The organism is Pseudomonas sp. H2_A10 (assembly GCF_054680085.1).
Map to the genome: position 1 here is coordinate 1,250,649 of NZ_CP162821.1, position 15,623 is coordinate 1,266,271.

Genomic DNA, 15,623 nt, shown 5'->3' on the forward strand with positions numbered 1-15,623 from the left:
GGAACAGGTGATGGCAGCCGATCAGGATTCGTCCAGGCGCTGAGCCAATGCTTCGATCTGTTCCTGACGCTCGACCTGGCTCAGTCTGGCGTGAGGGTTGAGGGACGACCACTGCGGATGGGCGCGGGCCTTGTGCAGCGCGTCCGGCAACTTGCCTTCACGCCAGGTTTTGTCTTGGGGCGTGTCGACCTTGATGCTGTGCATCGCCGCGTGGCCGCGCAGATTCAGGGCTTTGAGCAATTGGCGTTGGCGCAGGGCGAGCAGGCGCAGCACGCTGTCGTCGACGGTCAGCTCGCGCTGGCCTTTGATTTTGCCCAGCAGGCGGCTGCCATAACCGCGCGCGGTTTGCAGCGCGCCCCCGGCGATGGCACCGGCTAAGGCGGCAGCGCCCAGCGTCAGGCCACCGACCAGCAGGTCTACGCCGGCACCGGCCGCCGCGCCGGCCGCGATCCCACCGCCCACGCGCACGCCGAGTTGCTTGAGGGTTTCCGGGTTGAACAGGTCATCGCCCCAGCGGCCGTCGAGCAGCGGTAGATCGCTGGCGGCAGCGTCCTGCGGGCGGAACCCGAACAGCTTGAGCAACGCCTCCACGCATTTTTGTTCGCGCTGGCGCACGGCTTTACGCAACTCGCTGATGGCTTGCGGCTCATCTTCAGTGACCACGCTGCGCCGGCACGCGGCGCAATCGATCAACAGCTCGGCAATCAACTGCGCGGCGCTTTGCTGGCGGGCCTGGCGTTGGGCTTCTTGATCCAGAATCAAGCGTTCCAATTGCGGCCGTGCGTTTTCCAGCAACAAGGCGAGGCTTTCATACAGGCGCCGCTCGCCGTCTTGCGGCGGCGCCACGCTGTCAAACCGCACCAGTGCATGCAGGCCAAGGCGGGCCAGGGCTTCGCGCCACTCCGGTTCGCGGTGCCCGCTGCTGCTGACGAAATTGAGCACCGGCAGCAGCGGTTTGCCGCAACTGGCCAGTACTTGCAGCTCATCACGGTACTTGGCCAGCACCGGCTCGCGGGCGTCGATCACATACAGGCCGGCATCCGAGGCCAGCAGTTGGCGCAATACCTTGGCCTCTTGCTCGAAACGCTGGCGGGCTTCGCTGCCTTCGAGGAACCGTGAGAGGCGCGCCGGGCCATCCAGGCGTTCGCCGGGGCGGTCGAGGCGTTCCAGGTAGTCGAGCAGGGCGATGGCATCTTCCAGGCCGGGCGTGTCGTACAGCTCCAGCAGGGCTTGGCCCTCCACCGACAAGCGCGCGCCTTCCACATGCCGCGTGGTGCTGGGGCGATGGGAGACCTCGCCGAAGCCCACATCGCGGGTCAGCGTGCGCAGCAGCGAGGTCTTGCCCACATTGGTGTGGCCGACCACGGCGAGTTTCAGCGGTTTAGTCATGACCGGTCTCCAGCCAGTTCAGCGGCGCGCAGTCGGCAAACGGCAGCTGCAACTGTTGCAGCGCGGTGTGCCAATCGCCCAGGCGCTCGGCGTCCAGCGCCTGGCCCGGTGGCGCTTGCAGCAACCACACGCGGGTGGCCCCGGCACTGCGCGCCAGTTCGCCGATCAGCGCCAGGCTGCCGCGATCCGGCGAGCGACGAGGGTCGCAGGCAATGGCCAGGCGCGCGGGCGGGAAGCGCGTGAGTTGCTCCAGCAGTTTGTGACGCGATTCGCGGCTGTCGAGAATGCCGGCGTCTTTTACGTTGCCGGGCAATGTGGGCGGCCAGGGGCGTTGATCGTCCAGTTCGATCGCCACCACCAGCGCGCCGTCGCTTTGCAGTTCGCTCACGCCGCCGCTGACGGGGTGCAGGTGTTCCGGGGCGGCGTCGTTGACCCCGAGGCGTTCGCTGCTCGGCATCAAGCGTTCGCGCAATTGGCTGTAGCCGGGCAGGTTCAGGTCCAGGCGCAACGCGGCACGCCCGCGTTTCCAGCGCCATAGGCACAGCAGGGCGAGGATCAACCTTGGCAGCAGGCCATAGACCAGCAACACGCCCACCAGCCAGGCGGCCCAGGCTTGGCGGGCGTTTTCGATAGTCAGTGCCGAGTCGCCGCTGGCGCGGATCATCTCGACGGTCGGCACGTTGAAGCCGAGCCAGGCAGGCAGGGTGCCGAGGGCTTGGGTGACGGCGACAAAGGTGTCGGCGCCGAGGATGGTGGTTTCCCACACGAAGCCGTAGCGCCTTGTGGCAAGCAGCGTCAGCAGGATCACCAACGCACTGAGCAACGCCAGCAGCCATAGGCCGTTGACCAGCGCGCCGACGGCCCAGCGATTGAGCTTTTGGCGCTGCAACAACAGCACTAACGCCGGCGCCAGTTGCGCGGCCTTGGCGTCACGCGCCAGTTTTTCGCTGAGCCATAGCCACAGGCGGCCGAGACTGGCGCTGTGCTCGCCGGCAAACAGCAGGCCCAGGGCCCAACTGAGCAGCAGGATCAGGTTCAAGCCGAGCAGGCTGCCCAGGGCCCAGAACACGTTCACCGGGGCCTGGCCGTTGCCCAGCGCGGCAAAGGCCAGGCCGGCGCCGCTGACAACGGCAACGATCGCCAGCAACACCAGCGCCAGCCGCGCACCTTGCAGCCAGCGGGTGAGGGCGGCGCTGAGGCCATCGCGCTCGGCCAAGTGCAGGGCGCGGTGCTGGATGCGCGCCGGCAGGTCGCCGCCGGCCGTGCGGGCCAGTCGGTTGGCTTCCTGGTCTTCCAGGGGGTCGGCGTGTTCTTCACGCAGGCGCACGGTTTCTGTCAGCCAGAGTGTGTGCAGGGGAGTCAGTGCAGTCACGCGCCGTCCTGTTGAGCAAGTGAGGTTGGAGCATAACCGCTGGCTTGCAGCTCTGGTATTCTCGTCGCCATGAAAAAAACTCTCCCTTTAAGCCTGATCGCAGCCCTCGGTGAAAACCGTGTGATCGGCGTCGATAACCGCATGCCCTGGCATTTGCCGGGGGATTTCAAATATTTCAAGGCCACCACCCTGGGCAAGCCGATCATCATGGGGCGTAAGACCTGGGATTCCCTGGGCCGACCCTTGCCGGGGCGCTTGAACCTTGTGGTCAGCCGTCAGACCGACCTGGTGCTGGAAGGTGCGGAAGTTTTTCCGTCACTGGACGCGGCGGTCGAGCGGGCGCAAGCCTGGGCGCTGGAGCAGGGCGTGGATGAACTGATGCTGATCGGCGGTGCGCAGTTGTATGCGCAGGGGTTGGAACAGGCGGATCGCCTGTATCTGACGCGGGTGGCGCTGAGCCCTGAGGGCGATGCGTGGTTTCCGGCGTTTGATGCGAACCAGTGGACGCTGGTTTCCAACCTGCCGAACCCAGCTGAAGGTGATAAGCCGGCCTACAACTTTGAGGTTTGGAAGAGGGCCTAAAAGCATCGGGGGCAAGCCCTCCCACATTGAAATGCATTCCAAATGTGGGAGGGGGCTTGCCCCCGATAGCGGTCTATCAGGCCTGCGCTAACTCCGCATGCTCATCGGCCTCCAGCAACGCTTTATCCGTCTGCCCCATGATCTGGCTGGTGATCGCCCCGGCCGTCATCGAACCATTCACGTTCAAGGCCGTGCGGCCCATGTCGATCAGCGGCTCCACGGAAATCAGCAGCGCCACCAGTGACACCGGCAAGCCCATCGCCGGCAGCACGATCAGCGCGGCAAACGTCGCACCGCCGCCCACGCCCGCCACACCGGCCGAACTCAGGGTCACAATGGCCACCAGGGTCGCGATCCACAGCGGGTCCAGTGGGTTGATGCCCACGGTGGGCGCCACCATCACCGCCAACATCGCAGGATAAAGACCGGCGCAACCGTTCTGGCCGATGGTCGCGCCAAACGAGGCGGCGAAGCCGGCGATGGACTGCGGGATGCCCAGGCGACGGGTTTGCGCTTCGATGCTCAGCGGAATCGCCGCCGCACTGGAGCGGCTGGTGAAAGCAAAGGTCAGCACCGGCCAGACCTTACGGAAAAACCGCAGCGGGTTGACCCCGGCCAGCGACAGCAGCAGGCCATGCACCACGAACATCAGGCCCAGAGCCAGGTACGACACCAGCACAAAACTGCCGAGCTTGATGATGTCTTGCAGGTTGGAGCCGGCGACCACTTTGGTCATCAGCGCCAGCACGCCATACGGGGTCAGCTTCATCACCAGGCGCACCAGGCGCATCACCCAGGCTTGCAGGGTGTCGATGGCATTGAGCACCTTCTGGCCCTTTTCCACGTCGTCCTTGAGCAGTTGCAGCGCGGCAACCCCCAGGAACGCGGCGAAAATCACCACGCTGATGATCGACGTCGGCTTGGCCCGGGCCAGGTCGGCGAACGGGTTGGCCGGCACGAACGAGAGCAGCAACTGCGGGATATTCAGGTCGGCGACCTTGCCCGCGTAATCACTTTGGATTACTTGCAAGCGCGCCATTTCCTGGGTGCCGGCCACCAGGCCGTCGGCGGTGAGGCCGAACAGGTTGGTCAGGCCGATGCCGATCAAGGCCGCAATCGCGGTGGTGAACAGCAGCGTGCCGATGGTCAGGAAGCTGATCTTGCCCAGGGACGCCGCGTTATGCAGGCGTGCCACCGCGCTGAGGATCGAGGCAAATACCAGCGGGATCACGATCATTTGCAGCAATTGTACGTAGCCGTTACCGACCAGATCGAACCAGCCGATGGAGGCCTTGAGCACCGGGTTACCGTCGCCATAGATCGTGTGCAACGCCGCGCCGAACAGCACGCCCAGCACCAGGGCGAACAGCACCTTCTTGGCCAGGCTCCAGTTAGTACGGCGGGTTTGTGCCAGGCCCAGCAACAGGGCCACGAACACCAATAAATTGAGAATCAGGGGCAGATTCATTGAAGCTCCGTTGAGAAGGCAGCCAATCGCGTGAGCCTGCGATTGCGAACCGGGAAGCCTAACAGCTTGAAATATAATGATTTAATACCGATATGGAATGGCGACTGTCGTTTTTGGAATAAGTGGTTGGCGCTCAGGCGTATGCCGCTGGCGGGATCAGGACGCGTACTGTCGTGCTCGACACGGGAACTGTCACAGGGATTTGTTAGCGTCGATGTCTTTCACTTGAGGGAGACAACGCCTATGAAGCTCGCGCCGAAACTACTGGTATCCGCCGCACTTTGCCTGGGGCTCGCCGGCCAGGCGTTTGCCGCCACCGAGTTGAAACACTGGCCGGCACCCGCCGCCAAGCAACTGAATGAAATGATCGCCGCCAACGCCAACAAGGGTAACTTCGCGGTGTTCGACATGGACAACACCAGCTATCGCTACGACCTCGAAGAGTCCCTGCTGCCCTACATGGAAAACAAGGGCCTGATCACCCGCGAGAGCCTTGACCCTTCGCTCAAGCTGATGCCGTTCAAAGACACCGCCGACCACAAAGAGAGCCTGTTCAGTTACTACTATCGCCTGTGCGAAGTCGATGACATGGTCTGCTACCCGTGGGTGGCCCAGGTGTTTTCTGGCTTCACCCTCAAGGAACTCAAGGTTCAGGTGGATGAGCTGATGGCCTCCGGCAAGCCGGTGCCGGTCAGTTATTTTGAAGGCGACGCGGTGAAGACATCCGAGGTGCAGCCGCCCAAAGTCTTCACCGGCCAGGCCGAGCTGTACAACAAGCTGATGGAAAACGGCATCGAGGTGTATGTGATGACGGCCGCTTCCGAGGAGCTGGTGCGCATGGTCGCCGCCGATCCGAAGTACGGCTACAACGTCAAACCCGAAAACGTCATCGGCGTGACCACCCTGCTCAAGGACCGCAAGACCGGCGAGCTGACCACCGCCCGCAAGCAGATCAGCGCCGGCAAGTATGACGAGAAGGCCAACCTCGGCCTGGAACTCACCCCCTACCTGTGGACCCCGGCAACCTGGATGGCCGGCAAACACGCAGCGATCCTCACCTACATCGACGAATGGAAAAAACCAGTGATTGTCGGCGGTGACACACCGACCAGCGACGGCTACATGCTGTTCCACGATGTGGACGTGGCCAAGGGCGGCGTCCACCTGTGGATCAACCGCAAAGACAAGTACATGACCCAACTCAACGGCATGATCGCCAAGCACGCGGCGGCGCAGGCCAAGGAAGGGCTGCCGGTGACGGCGGATAAAAACTGGGTGATCGTGAAGCCGGAAGATATCCAGTGACCATGGATGTAAGCCGGTAAATGTGGGGGCTTGCTCGCGAATGCGGCCGGTCAGTAACAGATGAGATGACTGACCCAACGCTTTCGCGAGCAAGCCCGCTCCCACATTTTGATCTTCAGCGTCCTGAGTTTTTCTCCAGGCAAAAAAAGCCCCGCACCTGGCGGGGCTTTTTTATGCGCGAAGCTTACAGGCCGTCGAGCATGGCTTTGTTGCGTACCGCACCCTTGTCGGCGCTGGTGGCCAACAATGCGTACGCCTTCAGCGCGGTAGTCACTTTGCGCGGACGCTTCTCAACCGGCTTCCAACCTTTTTTGTCCTGCTCGACCCGGCGTGCCGCCAGTTCTTCATCGCTGATCAACAGGTTGATCGAGCGGTTCGGAATGTCGATCAACACCTTGTCGCCATCCTGCACCAGGCCAATCGCGCCGCCGGCAGCGGCTTCCGGCGAAGCATGGCCGATCGACAGGCCCGAGGTGCCGCCGGAGAAGCGGCCGTCGGTGAGCAGGGCGCAGGCTTTGCCCAGGCCCTTGGACTTCAGGTACGACGTGGGGTACAGCATCTCCTGCATACCCGGGCCGCCTTTCGGGCCTTCGTAGCGGATGATCACGATGTCGCCTTCCTTCACTTCGTCAGCGAGGATGCCGCGGACCGAGCTGTCCTGGCTTTCGTAGATCTTGGCGCGGCCTTCGAAGACGTGGATGGATTCATCCACACCGGCGGTTTTGACCACGCAGCCGTCGAGGGCGATGTTGCCGTACAGCACGGCCAGGCCGCCTTCCTTGGAGTAGGCGTGTTCGACACTGCGGATGCAGCCGTTTTCACGGTCGGCGTCCAGGGTGTCCCAACGGGTCGACTGGCTGAACGCGGTCTGGGTCGGAATGCCGGCCGGGCCTGCCTTGAAGAAGGTGTGCACGGCTTCGTCGTCGGTCTGGGTGATGTCCCACTTGGCGATGCCTTCGGCCAGGGACGTGCTGTGCACGGTCGGCAGGTCGGTGTGCAGCAGGCCGCCACGGGCCAGGGAGCCGAGGATCGAGAAGATCCCGCCGGCGCGATGCACGTCTTCCATGTGGTACTTCTGGATATTCGGCGCGACCTTGCACAGTTGCGGCACGTGACGGGACAGGCGGTCGATGTCGCGCAGGTCGAAATCGATCTCGGCTTCCTGGGCCGCGGCCAGCAAGTGCAGGATGGTGTTGGTGGAACCGCCCATGGCGATGTCCAGGGTCATGGCGTTTTCGAACGCCTTGAAGTTGGCGATGTTGCGCGGCAACACCGACTCATCGTTCTCGCCGTAGTAGCGCTTGCACAGCTCGACGATGGTACGGCCGGCCTGCAGGAACAGCTGCTCGCGGTCGCTGTGGGTGGCCAGCGTGGAACCGTTGCCCGGTAAGGCCAGCCCTAAGGCTTCCACCAGGCAGTTCATCGAGTTGGCGGTGAACATGCCGGAGCACGAACCGCAGGTCGGGCAGGCGCTGCGCTCGTATTCCGCGACCTTCTCGTCAGATGCGCTGGAATCGGCGGCGATGACCATGGCGTCGACCAGATCGAGGCCGTGGCTGGCCAATTTGGTCTTGCCGGCTTCCATCGGGCCGCCGGAAACGAAGATCACCGGGATGTTCAGGCGCAGGGCGGCCATCAGCATGCCGGGGGTGATCTTGTCGCAGTTGGAGATGCACACGATGGCGTCGGCGCAGTGGGCGTTGACCATGTACTCCACGGAGTCGGCGATGATCTCGCGGCTCGGCAGGGAATACAGCATGCCGTCATGGCCCATGGCGATGCCGTCGTCCACGGCGATGGTGTTGAATTCCTTGGCCACGCCGCCGGCGCGTTCGATTTCGCGGGCGACCAGTTGGCCCAGGTCCTTGAGGTGGACGTGGCCCGGTACGAACTGGGTAAACGAGTTGGCAATCGCGATGATCGGCTTTTTGAAGTCGTCATCTTTCATCCCCGTGGCACGCCACAGCGCGCGCGCACCGGCCATGTTGCGGCCGTGGGTGGATGTTTTCGAGCGGTAATCTGGCATGGAGCACTCCGGGCGGCTAATCGGTATCAAAGGGGAGTGAGCTTCTATTGACGTCTGGAACACCCGAAAAATGGCACTGGTGTCCGGAAGTTGCCGCAAACGTTACGGGATCGCCGTGCGCAGTGGCCTTGAGCTCATAAACCCGCCGGGGGATGACTGGCGATGAATAGGGCCGATTCTACACCGCTGGCGGCTGGAGGGAATGGGGCAATACTCAGCGCCGCCGGCTTTGTTTAGACTAGCGGCCCTTTGCCCTCACCTCGCTCCAAAGGAATTGGAATGCCCGCTATTCACCGTTTTCTAGGGTTCTACCTGCTGATCGGCCTGATCCAGGGAATCGTCTGCTATTACGCCGGACAACTGCATCGCTTGAGCGAGACGCTGTTTTTTGTCACCGGCACCGTTGTGTTGGTAGGTGGTACGGCCTTGCAGTTGCTGGGCGAAAAAGCCCGACATTGGCGCTCATTGCTGCCTACGCTGGCGTTTACCTTGCTGATGGGTGGCATGACGCTGTGGGTCTGCCAGGGCCTTGACCCTGAGGGCAATCCTCGCTGGGCGATCAATTCGTGGGTCATCAGCCTGGTGGTGTTGAGTTATGTCTGCGCCACGTTTCTGTTCGCCTGGCCTGCGGCCAAAGGCGAGCGCTGGCGTTATGAAGCCCTGTTCCTGCAAGCCTGGAGCAGTGTGTTTATTGTGCTGTACGCCCTGATTCTGGTGGCGGTGTTCATGCTGTTGCTCAAGCTCTGGGGCCAACTGTTCCTGATGCTGGGCATCGAGTTTTTCGAGCATCACTTCTGGAGCAAGCTATTCCTGTGCTTCAGCCTGCCGCTGGTGTTCGCCCTGGGGATGTACCTGGCGGCGCGCAGCGAGAAGGTTATCGGCCAGATGCGCGGCATGTTGTTGAGCGCTTGTGGTCTGTTGTTACCGTTGATCGCGCTGATCAGCGTGTTGTTTACCCTGACCTTGCCCTTCACCGGGCTGTCGCGGATTTGGGCGACGGGCTACTCCACCCCGATTCTGCTGGTGCTGACCGGGGCGCAGTTGTTCCTGCTCAATGGGGTTTTCCAGGATGGCGTGCAACCCCGCCCGTATCCCAAATGGTTGACGCACTTTATCGAGTTGAGCCTGCTGTGCCTGCCGATACTCGCAGGGTTAGCGTTTTACTCAAGCTGGCTGCGGGTCGAGCAATATGCCTTGTCGCCACTGCGCTTCATCGCGCTGGCACTGGCCGTGCTGTGCGGCTTGTATGGCCTGGCGGCGGTGTGGGCGGTGGCCTTGCGCTCGCCGGTCTGGCTGGGCAACTTGCGGCTGACCAACCCGGCCCTGGCGTTGCTGTTCTGTGGGCTGCTGGTGCTGATCAACACGCCGCTCCTGGACCCGGTGCGCCTGAGCGTCGACGATCAGGTGCGGCGTTTGCTCGACGGACGCATCAAGGCTGAAGCGTTTGATGCGCATAACCTGCGATTCGGCTTGGAGAAGGCGGGCCAGGAGGCCTATGCGAAGTTGCAGGTCGACCTGGACCAGGAGCGCATCCTGAACCCGGAGTCACGCCGCGCCCTGCGCGAGCGCATGGACGACACCTCGCTGAGTTTCAGCGAACAGTACGAAAAAGAACGCGCCCAGCGGCCCAAGCCCAAACTGGAATGGATCGGGCCGCAGCCCAAAGACAGCGAACAGTTCGCCGAACTCAGCCTGGACACCGACTCACCCTGCGAGCCCGGCTGTGTACTGTGGGCAGTGGACCTCGATGAAGATGGCCGGCCCGAAGTGCTGGCAATACCCCGCACCAGCTACCGCCACGACTTCAAGCCACCGCGCATTTTTGTGCAGGACAGTAAGGGTGAATGGGACGATCGCGGCCCCTTGCTGTGGACGCAACTGCCGGACGGAGCCGTCGACACTGAAACGCTGATCCACGACATCCGCGCGGGGAAGGTCTCGTTGGCCAAGCCACGTTACCTGCAATTGGAGTCCAGCGACATGTTGCTCACCCCAGTGATTCGGGAGCGATAGTCGCGCCTGCTCGGCGATTGGTTACCAGCCCCCATAGGCTGAACCCGATGAAACTGAAGGCGATGGCCAGCAGCAGATGATTGTCCGCCTGGGCCAGTGCCGCGCTGCTGACGGCGGCGGTGAGGAACATAATGCTGTTTCCCGCCGAGGCCGCCGTACCCGCACGGCTGGAAAACAACAGCATTGCGGCAGAAATGGCGGCGGGCCGAACCAACGTGACGGCGAGGGCGCTGATCAGCATCGGGATCAGCAGGGTGACGGTGGTGATGGCATCCAGGCTTAGGATCAGCGTCAACAGTACGCCGGCGATGCAGAGTAAGCCGAGACCGATATTGATTTGCCGGGACAGCGAAATACGCTTCTGCCAATACGACGCCGCCACACCGCCGAACAGATAAGCCCCGCCGTACACCATCAGCACCAGCGCATATTGGTATGCCGATAGCTTGAGTGTGTCCATGAAGATCAGCGGCGTCACGCTGATCAGGGCGAAGTAGCAGGCGAACACCAGCGCGGCGATCCACCAATAGCGCAGGAAATCGCGATTGGCGGCCACCGCCTTGAGTGTGCTGGTGATCGATACCGACGGGTGGTTCGCACTGGCGGATCTGGACGGCAGGATGCAAAACGCATGGATCAACATGCCCAGCGCCATCAAGGCGAAGCCGTAGAAGCTGCCTTGCCAATCGAAGGTGGTTTGCAGCCAGGAGCCGATCAGCGGTGACAGGGCGACAAAGGAACCGCTGAAGGTCATGTAATAAAGGCGTACTCGGGCCCGGTCCTGTTCCTCGAACAGGTCTTCCACCAGTGCGTGTCCCAAGACGAAGAAACCGCAACCCATGGCCTGGACTGAGCGAAACAGCAGAAAACTCAGGTAGTCAGGCGCCATTGCGCAGCCTATAGCGCCCAAGATCGATAGCGTGATGCAGCCAAGCAAAACTTCCTTACGGCCCCATTTATCCGAGAGTGGGCCGGCGACCAGTTGCGAGATCGAAAACACCAACGTGAACAGGCTGATCGACAGCGCGATGTCTGCGCTGGGGGTGTCGAACCTGGCTGCCAGGGCGGGGAAGGAGGGTAGAAGGATATTGATCGGGAAGAAGCTGATCAGGGAAATGCAGGTGATGAGGGTGAAGCGGGAGAGGGTGGACCCAGACATTGTTTTTATTTTCCGGAGTAAAACCAGAAACCGATACTAGTCCGCGAAAAGTGGAATTCAATCAAAAGTGATGTGGGAAATTTCCGGAAATCACGCACTTTAAATGTGGGAGGGCTTGCCCCTCCCACATTTACATCTGCGCTTGATCTCAGCTGTTAGGCAACAACCGGCACGTAATGCTCTTGATGTACCGCGTCTCCACGATCGCCGGGTGCACCGGATGGTCCGGGCCCTGGCCGCCGCGTTCGAGCATCTGGATGTTGCGGTCCAGGTGGCGGGCGCTGGTGAGCAGGATGTTTTGCAGGTCGTCTTCCGGCAGGTGCATGGAGCACGAGGCGCTGACGAGGATGCCGTCTTTGCTGAGCAGGCGCATGGCTTGCTCGTTGAGGCGGCGGTAGGCGCCTTCGCCGTTTTTCATGTCTTTTTTGCGCTTGATGAAGGCCGGTGGGTCGGCGACGATCACGTCGAAGCGTTCTTCGCTGGCTTTCAGTTCTTTAAGCGCTTCAAAGACGTCGCCTTCGATGCAGGTCATCTTCTCGGCAAAGCCGTTCAGCGCGGCGTTGCGCTCTACGCCGTCGAGGGCGAAGGCCGAAGCGTCGACGCAGAACACTTCACTGGCACCAAAGGCGGCGGCTTGCACGCCCCAGCCGCCGATGTAGCTGTACAGGTCGAGTACTCGCTTGCCTTTGGCATACGGCGCCAGGCGGGCGCGGTTCATGCGGTGGTCGTAGAACCAGCCGGTTTTCTGGCCCTGGATCACCGGGGCTTCGAATTTCACGCCGTTCTCTTCCAGCGCAACCCACTCCGGCACCAGGCCGAACACGGTTTCGACGTAGCGGTTGAGGCCTTCGGCGTCGCGCGCGGCGGAGTCGTTCTTGAACAGGATGCCGCTTGGCTTGAGCACTTGGGTCAGTGCGGCGATCACGTCTTCTTTATGCGCTTCCATGGTCGCCGAGGCGATCTGTACCACCAGGATGTCGCCGAAACGGTCGACCACCAGGCCCGGCAGCAGGTCGGAATCACCGTAGACCAGGCGGTAGAACGGCTTGTCGAACAGCCGGTCACGCAGGGACAGGGCGACGTTGAGGCGGTGCACCAGCAGCGACTTGTCCAGCGGCAACTTGATGTCGCGCGACAGCAGGCGCGCGCAGATCAGGTTGTTCGGGCTCATGGCCACGATGCCCAGGGTCTTGCCGCCGGCTGCTTCCAGGATAGCCTGGTCGCCTGCCTGGAAGCCGTGGAGTGGGGTGGCGGCCACGTCGATTTCGTTGCTGTAGACCCACAGGTGGCCGTTGCGCAAACGACGATCGGCGTTGGCTTTGAGACGCAGGCTTGGCAGGGACATGACGTCGCTCCGGAAAAAAGAGCGGGAGTATACCTGTTGCGGCACGGTTCATGTGGGAGCTGGCTTGCCTGCGATGCGGGCGCTGCGGTGTATCTGACGTACGGTGTCGATGCTATCGCGGGCAAGCCCGGCTCCCCCACTGGGTCTGCGTCCAATCCGGTATTTGAGGTGTCGGTCAGCTTTGCTTAGGGGTTAGAATCCTCGCCTAGCCCAGAGTGTGTACTTATGTCCCAAGAGCTTTCCGCCGAACAGATCCAGCAGGCCCTGCAGGGCATCAGCGTGCCCCCTCAGCCGCAAATCATGGTGGATTTGCAGATGGAGCAGTACATGCCCGACCCGGACCTGGAGGTGATCGCGCGGTTGATCTCCCAAGACCCGGGCCTCTCCGGCGCGCTGCTGAAAATCGTCAACTCGTCGTATTACGGGCTGAGCAACAAGATTGCTTCGATCCAGCGTGCGGTGAACCTGCTCGGCAGCCGTTCGATCATCAACCTGATCAACGCCCTGTCGATCAAGGGCGAGATGAGCGATGACACCATCGTCACCCTCAACCGCTTCTGGGATACCGCCCAGGATGTGGCCATGACCTGCCTGACCCTGGCCAAGCGCACCGGCGCCCAGGCAGTCGACGAGGCCTACGCCCTGGGGTTGTTCCACGATTGCGGCGTGCCGCTGATGCTCAAGCGTTTCCCCCAATACATGACCGTGCTTGAACAGGCTTATGCCAACGCGGGGCCCGAGAGCCGCATAGTCGATACCGAAAACACGGCGTTCAACACCAACCATGCGGTGGTCGGCTACTACACGGCCAAGTCCTGGCGCCTGCCGGAGCATGTGACCGACGCCATTGCCAACCACCACAACGCCCTGGCGATTTTCAGCGATGAGTCGACGCGCAATCCGCAGCTGAAGAATCTGCTGGCGATCCTGAAGATGGCCGAGCACATTTGCTCGTCCTACCGGGTGCTGGGCAACCAGGCGGTCGATCATGAGTGGGCGGCCGTCGGCCCTCTGGTGCTGGACTACGTGGGCCTGTCGGAATACGACTTCGAGAGCATGAAGTTGTCGATCCGCGAGCTGGGCGCGCACTGACCCTTCCTTCAAGAGGTACACATGCCCGAGTTACCCGAAGTCGAAACCACCCGGCGCGGGATCGCGCCGCACCTGGAAGGCCAGCGCGTCAGCCGTGTGGTGGTGCGTGAGCGCCGCCTGCGCTGGCCGATCCCGGAAGACCTGGATGTGCGCCTGTCCGGGCAGCGCATCGTGCTGGTGGAGCGGCGCGCCAAGTACCTGCTGATCAACGCCGAAGTCGGCACCTTGATCAGCCACTTGGGGATGTCGGGCAACCTGCGCCTGGTGGAAATCGGCATGCCGGCGGCCAAGCATGAGCATGTGGACATCGAGCTGGAATCGGGCCTGGCCCTGCGCTACACCGACCCACGGCGCTTCGGCGCGATGCTCTGGAGCCAGGACCCACACAACCACGAGCTGCTGATCCGCCTGGGGCCGGAGCCGTTGACCGAGCTGTTTGATGGCGAGCGCCTGTTCCAGCTGTCCCGTGGGCGGTCGATGGCGGTGAAGCCGTTCATCATGGACAACGCGGTGGTGGTGGGCGTGGGCAATATCTATGCGACGGAAGCGCTGTTTGCGGCCGGAATCGACCCGCGTCGCGCCGCCGGCGGTATTTCACGCGGGCGTTATTTGAAGCTGGCGGTCGAGATCAAGCGCATCCTGGCGGCGGCTATCGAGCGTGGCGGGACCACGTTGCGGGACTTTATCGGCGGCGACGGGCAGCCGGGGTATTTCCAGCAGGAGCTGTTCGTCTATGGCCGCGCAGGCGAGGCGTGCAAGGTCTGCGGGACAGAGTTGCGCAATGTGGTGCTGGGGCAGCGGGCGAGTGTGTTTTGCCCTAAGTGCCAGCGCTGATTGCTATGTGAAGGCTGATATAGCCATTGGGGGCAAGCCCCCTCCCACACTTGGAATGCGTTGCAAATGTGGGAGGGGGCTTGCCCCCGATGAGGCCCTTACAGGCACCAAAGAACCTCAAGCCTTACCGGTAATGTTCCGATACTTCTCCATCAACTGCTCGTGCGTCTCCGGATGGGCTTCATCCAGTGGAATGCAATCCACCGGGCACACCTGCTGGCACTGAGGTTCGTCATAGTGGCCGACACACTGGGTACACAGGTTGGGGTCGATCACGTAGATCTCCTCACCTTGGGAAATAGCAGCGTTCGGGCACTCGGGTTCGCAGACGTCGCAATTGATGCAATCGTCGGTGATGATCAGGGACATGGAAACTCCTGCCAGGGCACTCGGCCAAGGCATCTGAAAACGAATGCGCGCAATTGTGCCGCATTGGCGCGCGCAGTGCGAGCAGGCGCCGATTAAGCGGTCTTACTTCTTGAAGCGCAGCGTCAGCGCATCCGCCACGGCCGGGTGGACGAACTTGGTGATATCTCCGCCCAAAGCGGCGATTTCACGGACCAACGTCGAAGAAATGAACGAATAACGCTCAGACGGCGTGAGAAACAGGCTCTCAACCTCCGGCGCCAGTTGCCGGTTCATGTTGGCCAGCTGGAATTCATATTCGAAGTCCGACACCGCGCGCAGGCCACGCAGGAACACGTTGGCGTTCTGCTCCTTGGCGAAATGTGCCAGCAGTGTCGAAAAGCCCACCACTTCTACGTTGGGCAGGTGCTTGGTGACCTCTCGCGCCAGCTCCACGCGCTGCTCCAGGGGAAACAGCGGGTTTTTCTTGGGGCTGGCCGCGACCGCGATGATCACATGGTCGAACAAGCGAGAGGCGCGTTCGACCAGATCGCCATGGCCTTTGGTAATCGGGTCGAAGGTACCTGGGTACAACACTCGGTTCATCGCGTCGTCCTGGCGGAGTCCGTTGGGGAACCGGATGGTATCGCAGCCATCCCGGTCGGCCAAGTCGACTTATGTAGATAGAGGCCG

General features: G+C 62.1%; 13 protein-coding genes. 5 read left to right on the forward strand and 8 right to left on the reverse strand.

Translation table 11 applies throughout. The features are described from left to right. Positions 1–21 precede the first annotated feature (21 nt). Together AB4O23_RS05705 and AB4O23_RS05710 are read right to left on the reverse strand one after the other, a co-directional pair. Positions 22–1,389, reverse strand: coding sequence for a GTPase/DUF3482 domain-containing protein (locus tag AB4O23_RS05705; RefSeq protein WP_460062559.1), 1,368 nt, complete (start codon positions 1,387–1,389; stop codon positions 22–24). Beyond that, a complete protein-coding gene (locus tag AB4O23_RS05710; protein ID WP_460150412.1) occupies positions 1,382–2,761 on the reverse strand; it encodes a DUF2868 domain-containing protein in 1,380 nt (459 codons plus the stop codon). Before AB4O23_RS05710 ends, AB4O23_RS05705 begins: the two co-directional genes overlap by 8 nt. Positions 2,762–2,830: 69 nt before the next feature. Here AB4O23_RS05710 and AB4O23_RS05715 point away from each other — a divergent pair, with 69 nt between their 5' ends. After that, positions 2,831–3,343 (forward strand): dihydrofolate reductase, encoded by a 513-nt coding sequence (locus AB4O23_RS05715; RefSeq protein WP_017530936.1) that lies wholly within the window; start codon positions 2,831–2,833, stop codon positions 3,341–3,343. Positions 3,344–3,419: 76 nt separating this feature from the next. Here the strand turns inward: AB4O23_RS05715 and AB4O23_RS05720 are convergent, their stop codons facing one another. Beyond that, entirely contained in the window at positions 3,420–4,811 is a 1,392-nt protein-coding gene (locus tag AB4O23_RS05720) for an L-cystine transporter (RefSeq protein ID WP_017530937.1), read from the reverse strand. A gap of 243 nt (positions 4,812–5,054) precedes the next feature. On the opposite strand from AB4O23_RS05720, the gene AB4O23_RS05725 reads away from it, so the two are divergent. Further along, complete coding sequence (locus AB4O23_RS05725) at positions 5,055–6,116, forward strand: phosphorylcholine phosphatase (protein WP_068938094.1); 1,062 nt, start codon at positions 5,055–5,057, stop codon at positions 6,114–6,116. A gap of 184 nt (positions 6,117–6,300) precedes the next feature. Here AB4O23_RS05725 and ilvD read toward each other — a convergent pair whose 3' ends face one another. Beyond that, complete coding sequence (gene ilvD, locus AB4O23_RS05730; protein WP_003176721.1) at positions 6,301–8,142, reverse strand: dihydroxy-acid dehydratase; 1,842 nt, start codon at positions 8,140–8,142, stop codon at positions 6,301–6,303. A gap of 279 nt (positions 8,143–8,421) precedes the next feature. On the opposite strand from ilvD, the gene AB4O23_RS05735 reads away from it, so the two are divergent. Beyond that, a complete protein-coding gene (locus AB4O23_RS05735; protein ID WP_460070019.1) occupies positions 8,422–10,155 on the forward strand; it encodes a DUF4153 domain-containing protein in 1,734 nt (577 codons plus the stop codon). Here AB4O23_RS05735 and AB4O23_RS05740 read toward each other — a convergent pair. Beyond that, positions 10,130–11,314, reverse strand: a complete 1,185-nt coding sequence (locus AB4O23_RS05740; protein ID WP_065879305.1) for an MFS transporter — start codon at positions 11,312–11,314, stop codon at positions 10,130–10,132. The two genes, AB4O23_RS05735 and AB4O23_RS05740, sit on opposite strands and share 26 nt — an antisense overlap. Before the next feature lie 148 nt (positions 11,315–11,462). Then, complete coding sequence (locus AB4O23_RS05745) at positions 11,463–12,659, reverse strand: class I SAM-dependent rRNA methyltransferase (protein WP_005792302.1); 1,197 nt, start codon at positions 12,657–12,659, stop codon at positions 11,463–11,465. A 279-nt stretch (positions 12,660–12,938) separates the two neighbouring features. Between AB4O23_RS05745 and AB4O23_RS05750 the strand changes: the two genes are divergently transcribed. Continuing rightward, positions 12,939–13,751: an HDOD domain-containing protein gene (locus tag AB4O23_RS05750; protein WP_175404224.1), complete on the forward strand. Its 813-nt coding sequence runs from the start codon at positions 12,939–12,941 to the stop codon at positions 13,749–13,751. 21 nt (positions 13,752–13,772) lie between these two features. Next, positions 13,773–14,585 (forward strand): bifunctional DNA-formamidopyrimidine glycosylase/DNA-(apurinic or apyrimidinic site) lyase, encoded by an 813-nt coding sequence (gene mutM / locus AB4O23_RS05755; RefSeq protein ID WP_223494982.1) that lies wholly within the window; start codon positions 13,773–13,775, stop codon positions 14,583–14,585. A gap of 117 nt (positions 14,586–14,702) precedes the next feature. Here the strand turns inward: mutM and AB4O23_RS05760 are convergent, their stop codons facing one another. Together AB4O23_RS05760 and coaD are read right to left on the reverse strand one after the other, a co-directional pair. Next, on the reverse strand, positions 14,703–14,954 hold the full coding sequence (locus AB4O23_RS05760) for a YfhL family 4Fe-4S dicluster ferredoxin (protein WP_065879308.1): 252 nt from the start codon (positions 14,952–14,954) through the stop codon (positions 14,703–14,705). 102 nt (positions 14,955–15,056) lie between these two features. Further along, a complete protein-coding gene (gene coaD, locus AB4O23_RS05765; protein ID WP_065879309.1) occupies positions 15,057–15,536 on the reverse strand; it encodes a pantetheine-phosphate adenylyltransferase in 480 nt (159 codons plus the stop codon). Positions 15,537–15,623 lie beyond the last annotated feature (87 nt).

Coding starts and splice junctions, on each gene's coding strand:
- AB4O23_RS05705 (WP_460062559.1), bottom strand. CDS start 1,389: ATGACTAAACCGCTGAAACTCGCCGTGGTCGGCCACACCAATGTGGGC.
- AB4O23_RS05715 (WP_017530936.1), top strand. CDS start 2,831: ATGAAAAAAACTCTCCCTTTAAGCCTGATCGCAGCCCTCGGTGAAAAC.
- AB4O23_RS05720 (WP_017530937.1), bottom strand. CDS start 4,811: ATGAATCTGCCCCTGATTCTCAATTTATTGGTGTTCGTGGCCCTGTTG.
- AB4O23_RS05725 (WP_068938094.1), top strand. CDS start 5,055: ATGAAGCTCGCGCCGAAACTACTGGTATCCGCCGCACTTTGCCTGGGG.
- ilvD (WP_003176721.1), bottom strand. CDS start 8,142: ATGCCAGATTACCGCTCGAAAACATCCACCCACGGCCGCAACATGGCC.
- AB4O23_RS05735 (WP_460070019.1), top strand. CDS start 8,422: ATGCCCGCTATTCACCGTTTTCTAGGGTTCTACCTGCTGATCGGCCTG.
- AB4O23_RS05740 (WP_065879305.1), bottom strand. CDS start 11,314: ATGTCTGGGTCCACCCTCTCCCGCTTCACCCTCATCACCTGCATTTCC.
- AB4O23_RS05745 (WP_005792302.1), bottom strand. CDS start 12,659: ATGTCCCTGCCAAGCCTGCGTCTCAAAGCCAACGCCGATCGTCGTTTG.
- mutM (WP_223494982.1), top strand. CDS start 13,773: ATGCCCGAGTTACCCGAAGTCGAAACCACCCGGCGCGGGATCGCGCCG.
- AB4O23_RS05760 (WP_065879308.1), bottom strand. CDS start 14,954: ATGTCCCTGATCATCACCGACGATTGCATCAATTGCGACGTCTGCGAA.
- coaD (WP_065879309.1), bottom strand. CDS start 15,536: ATGAACCGAGTGTTGTACCCAGGTACCTTCGACCCGATTACCAAAGGC.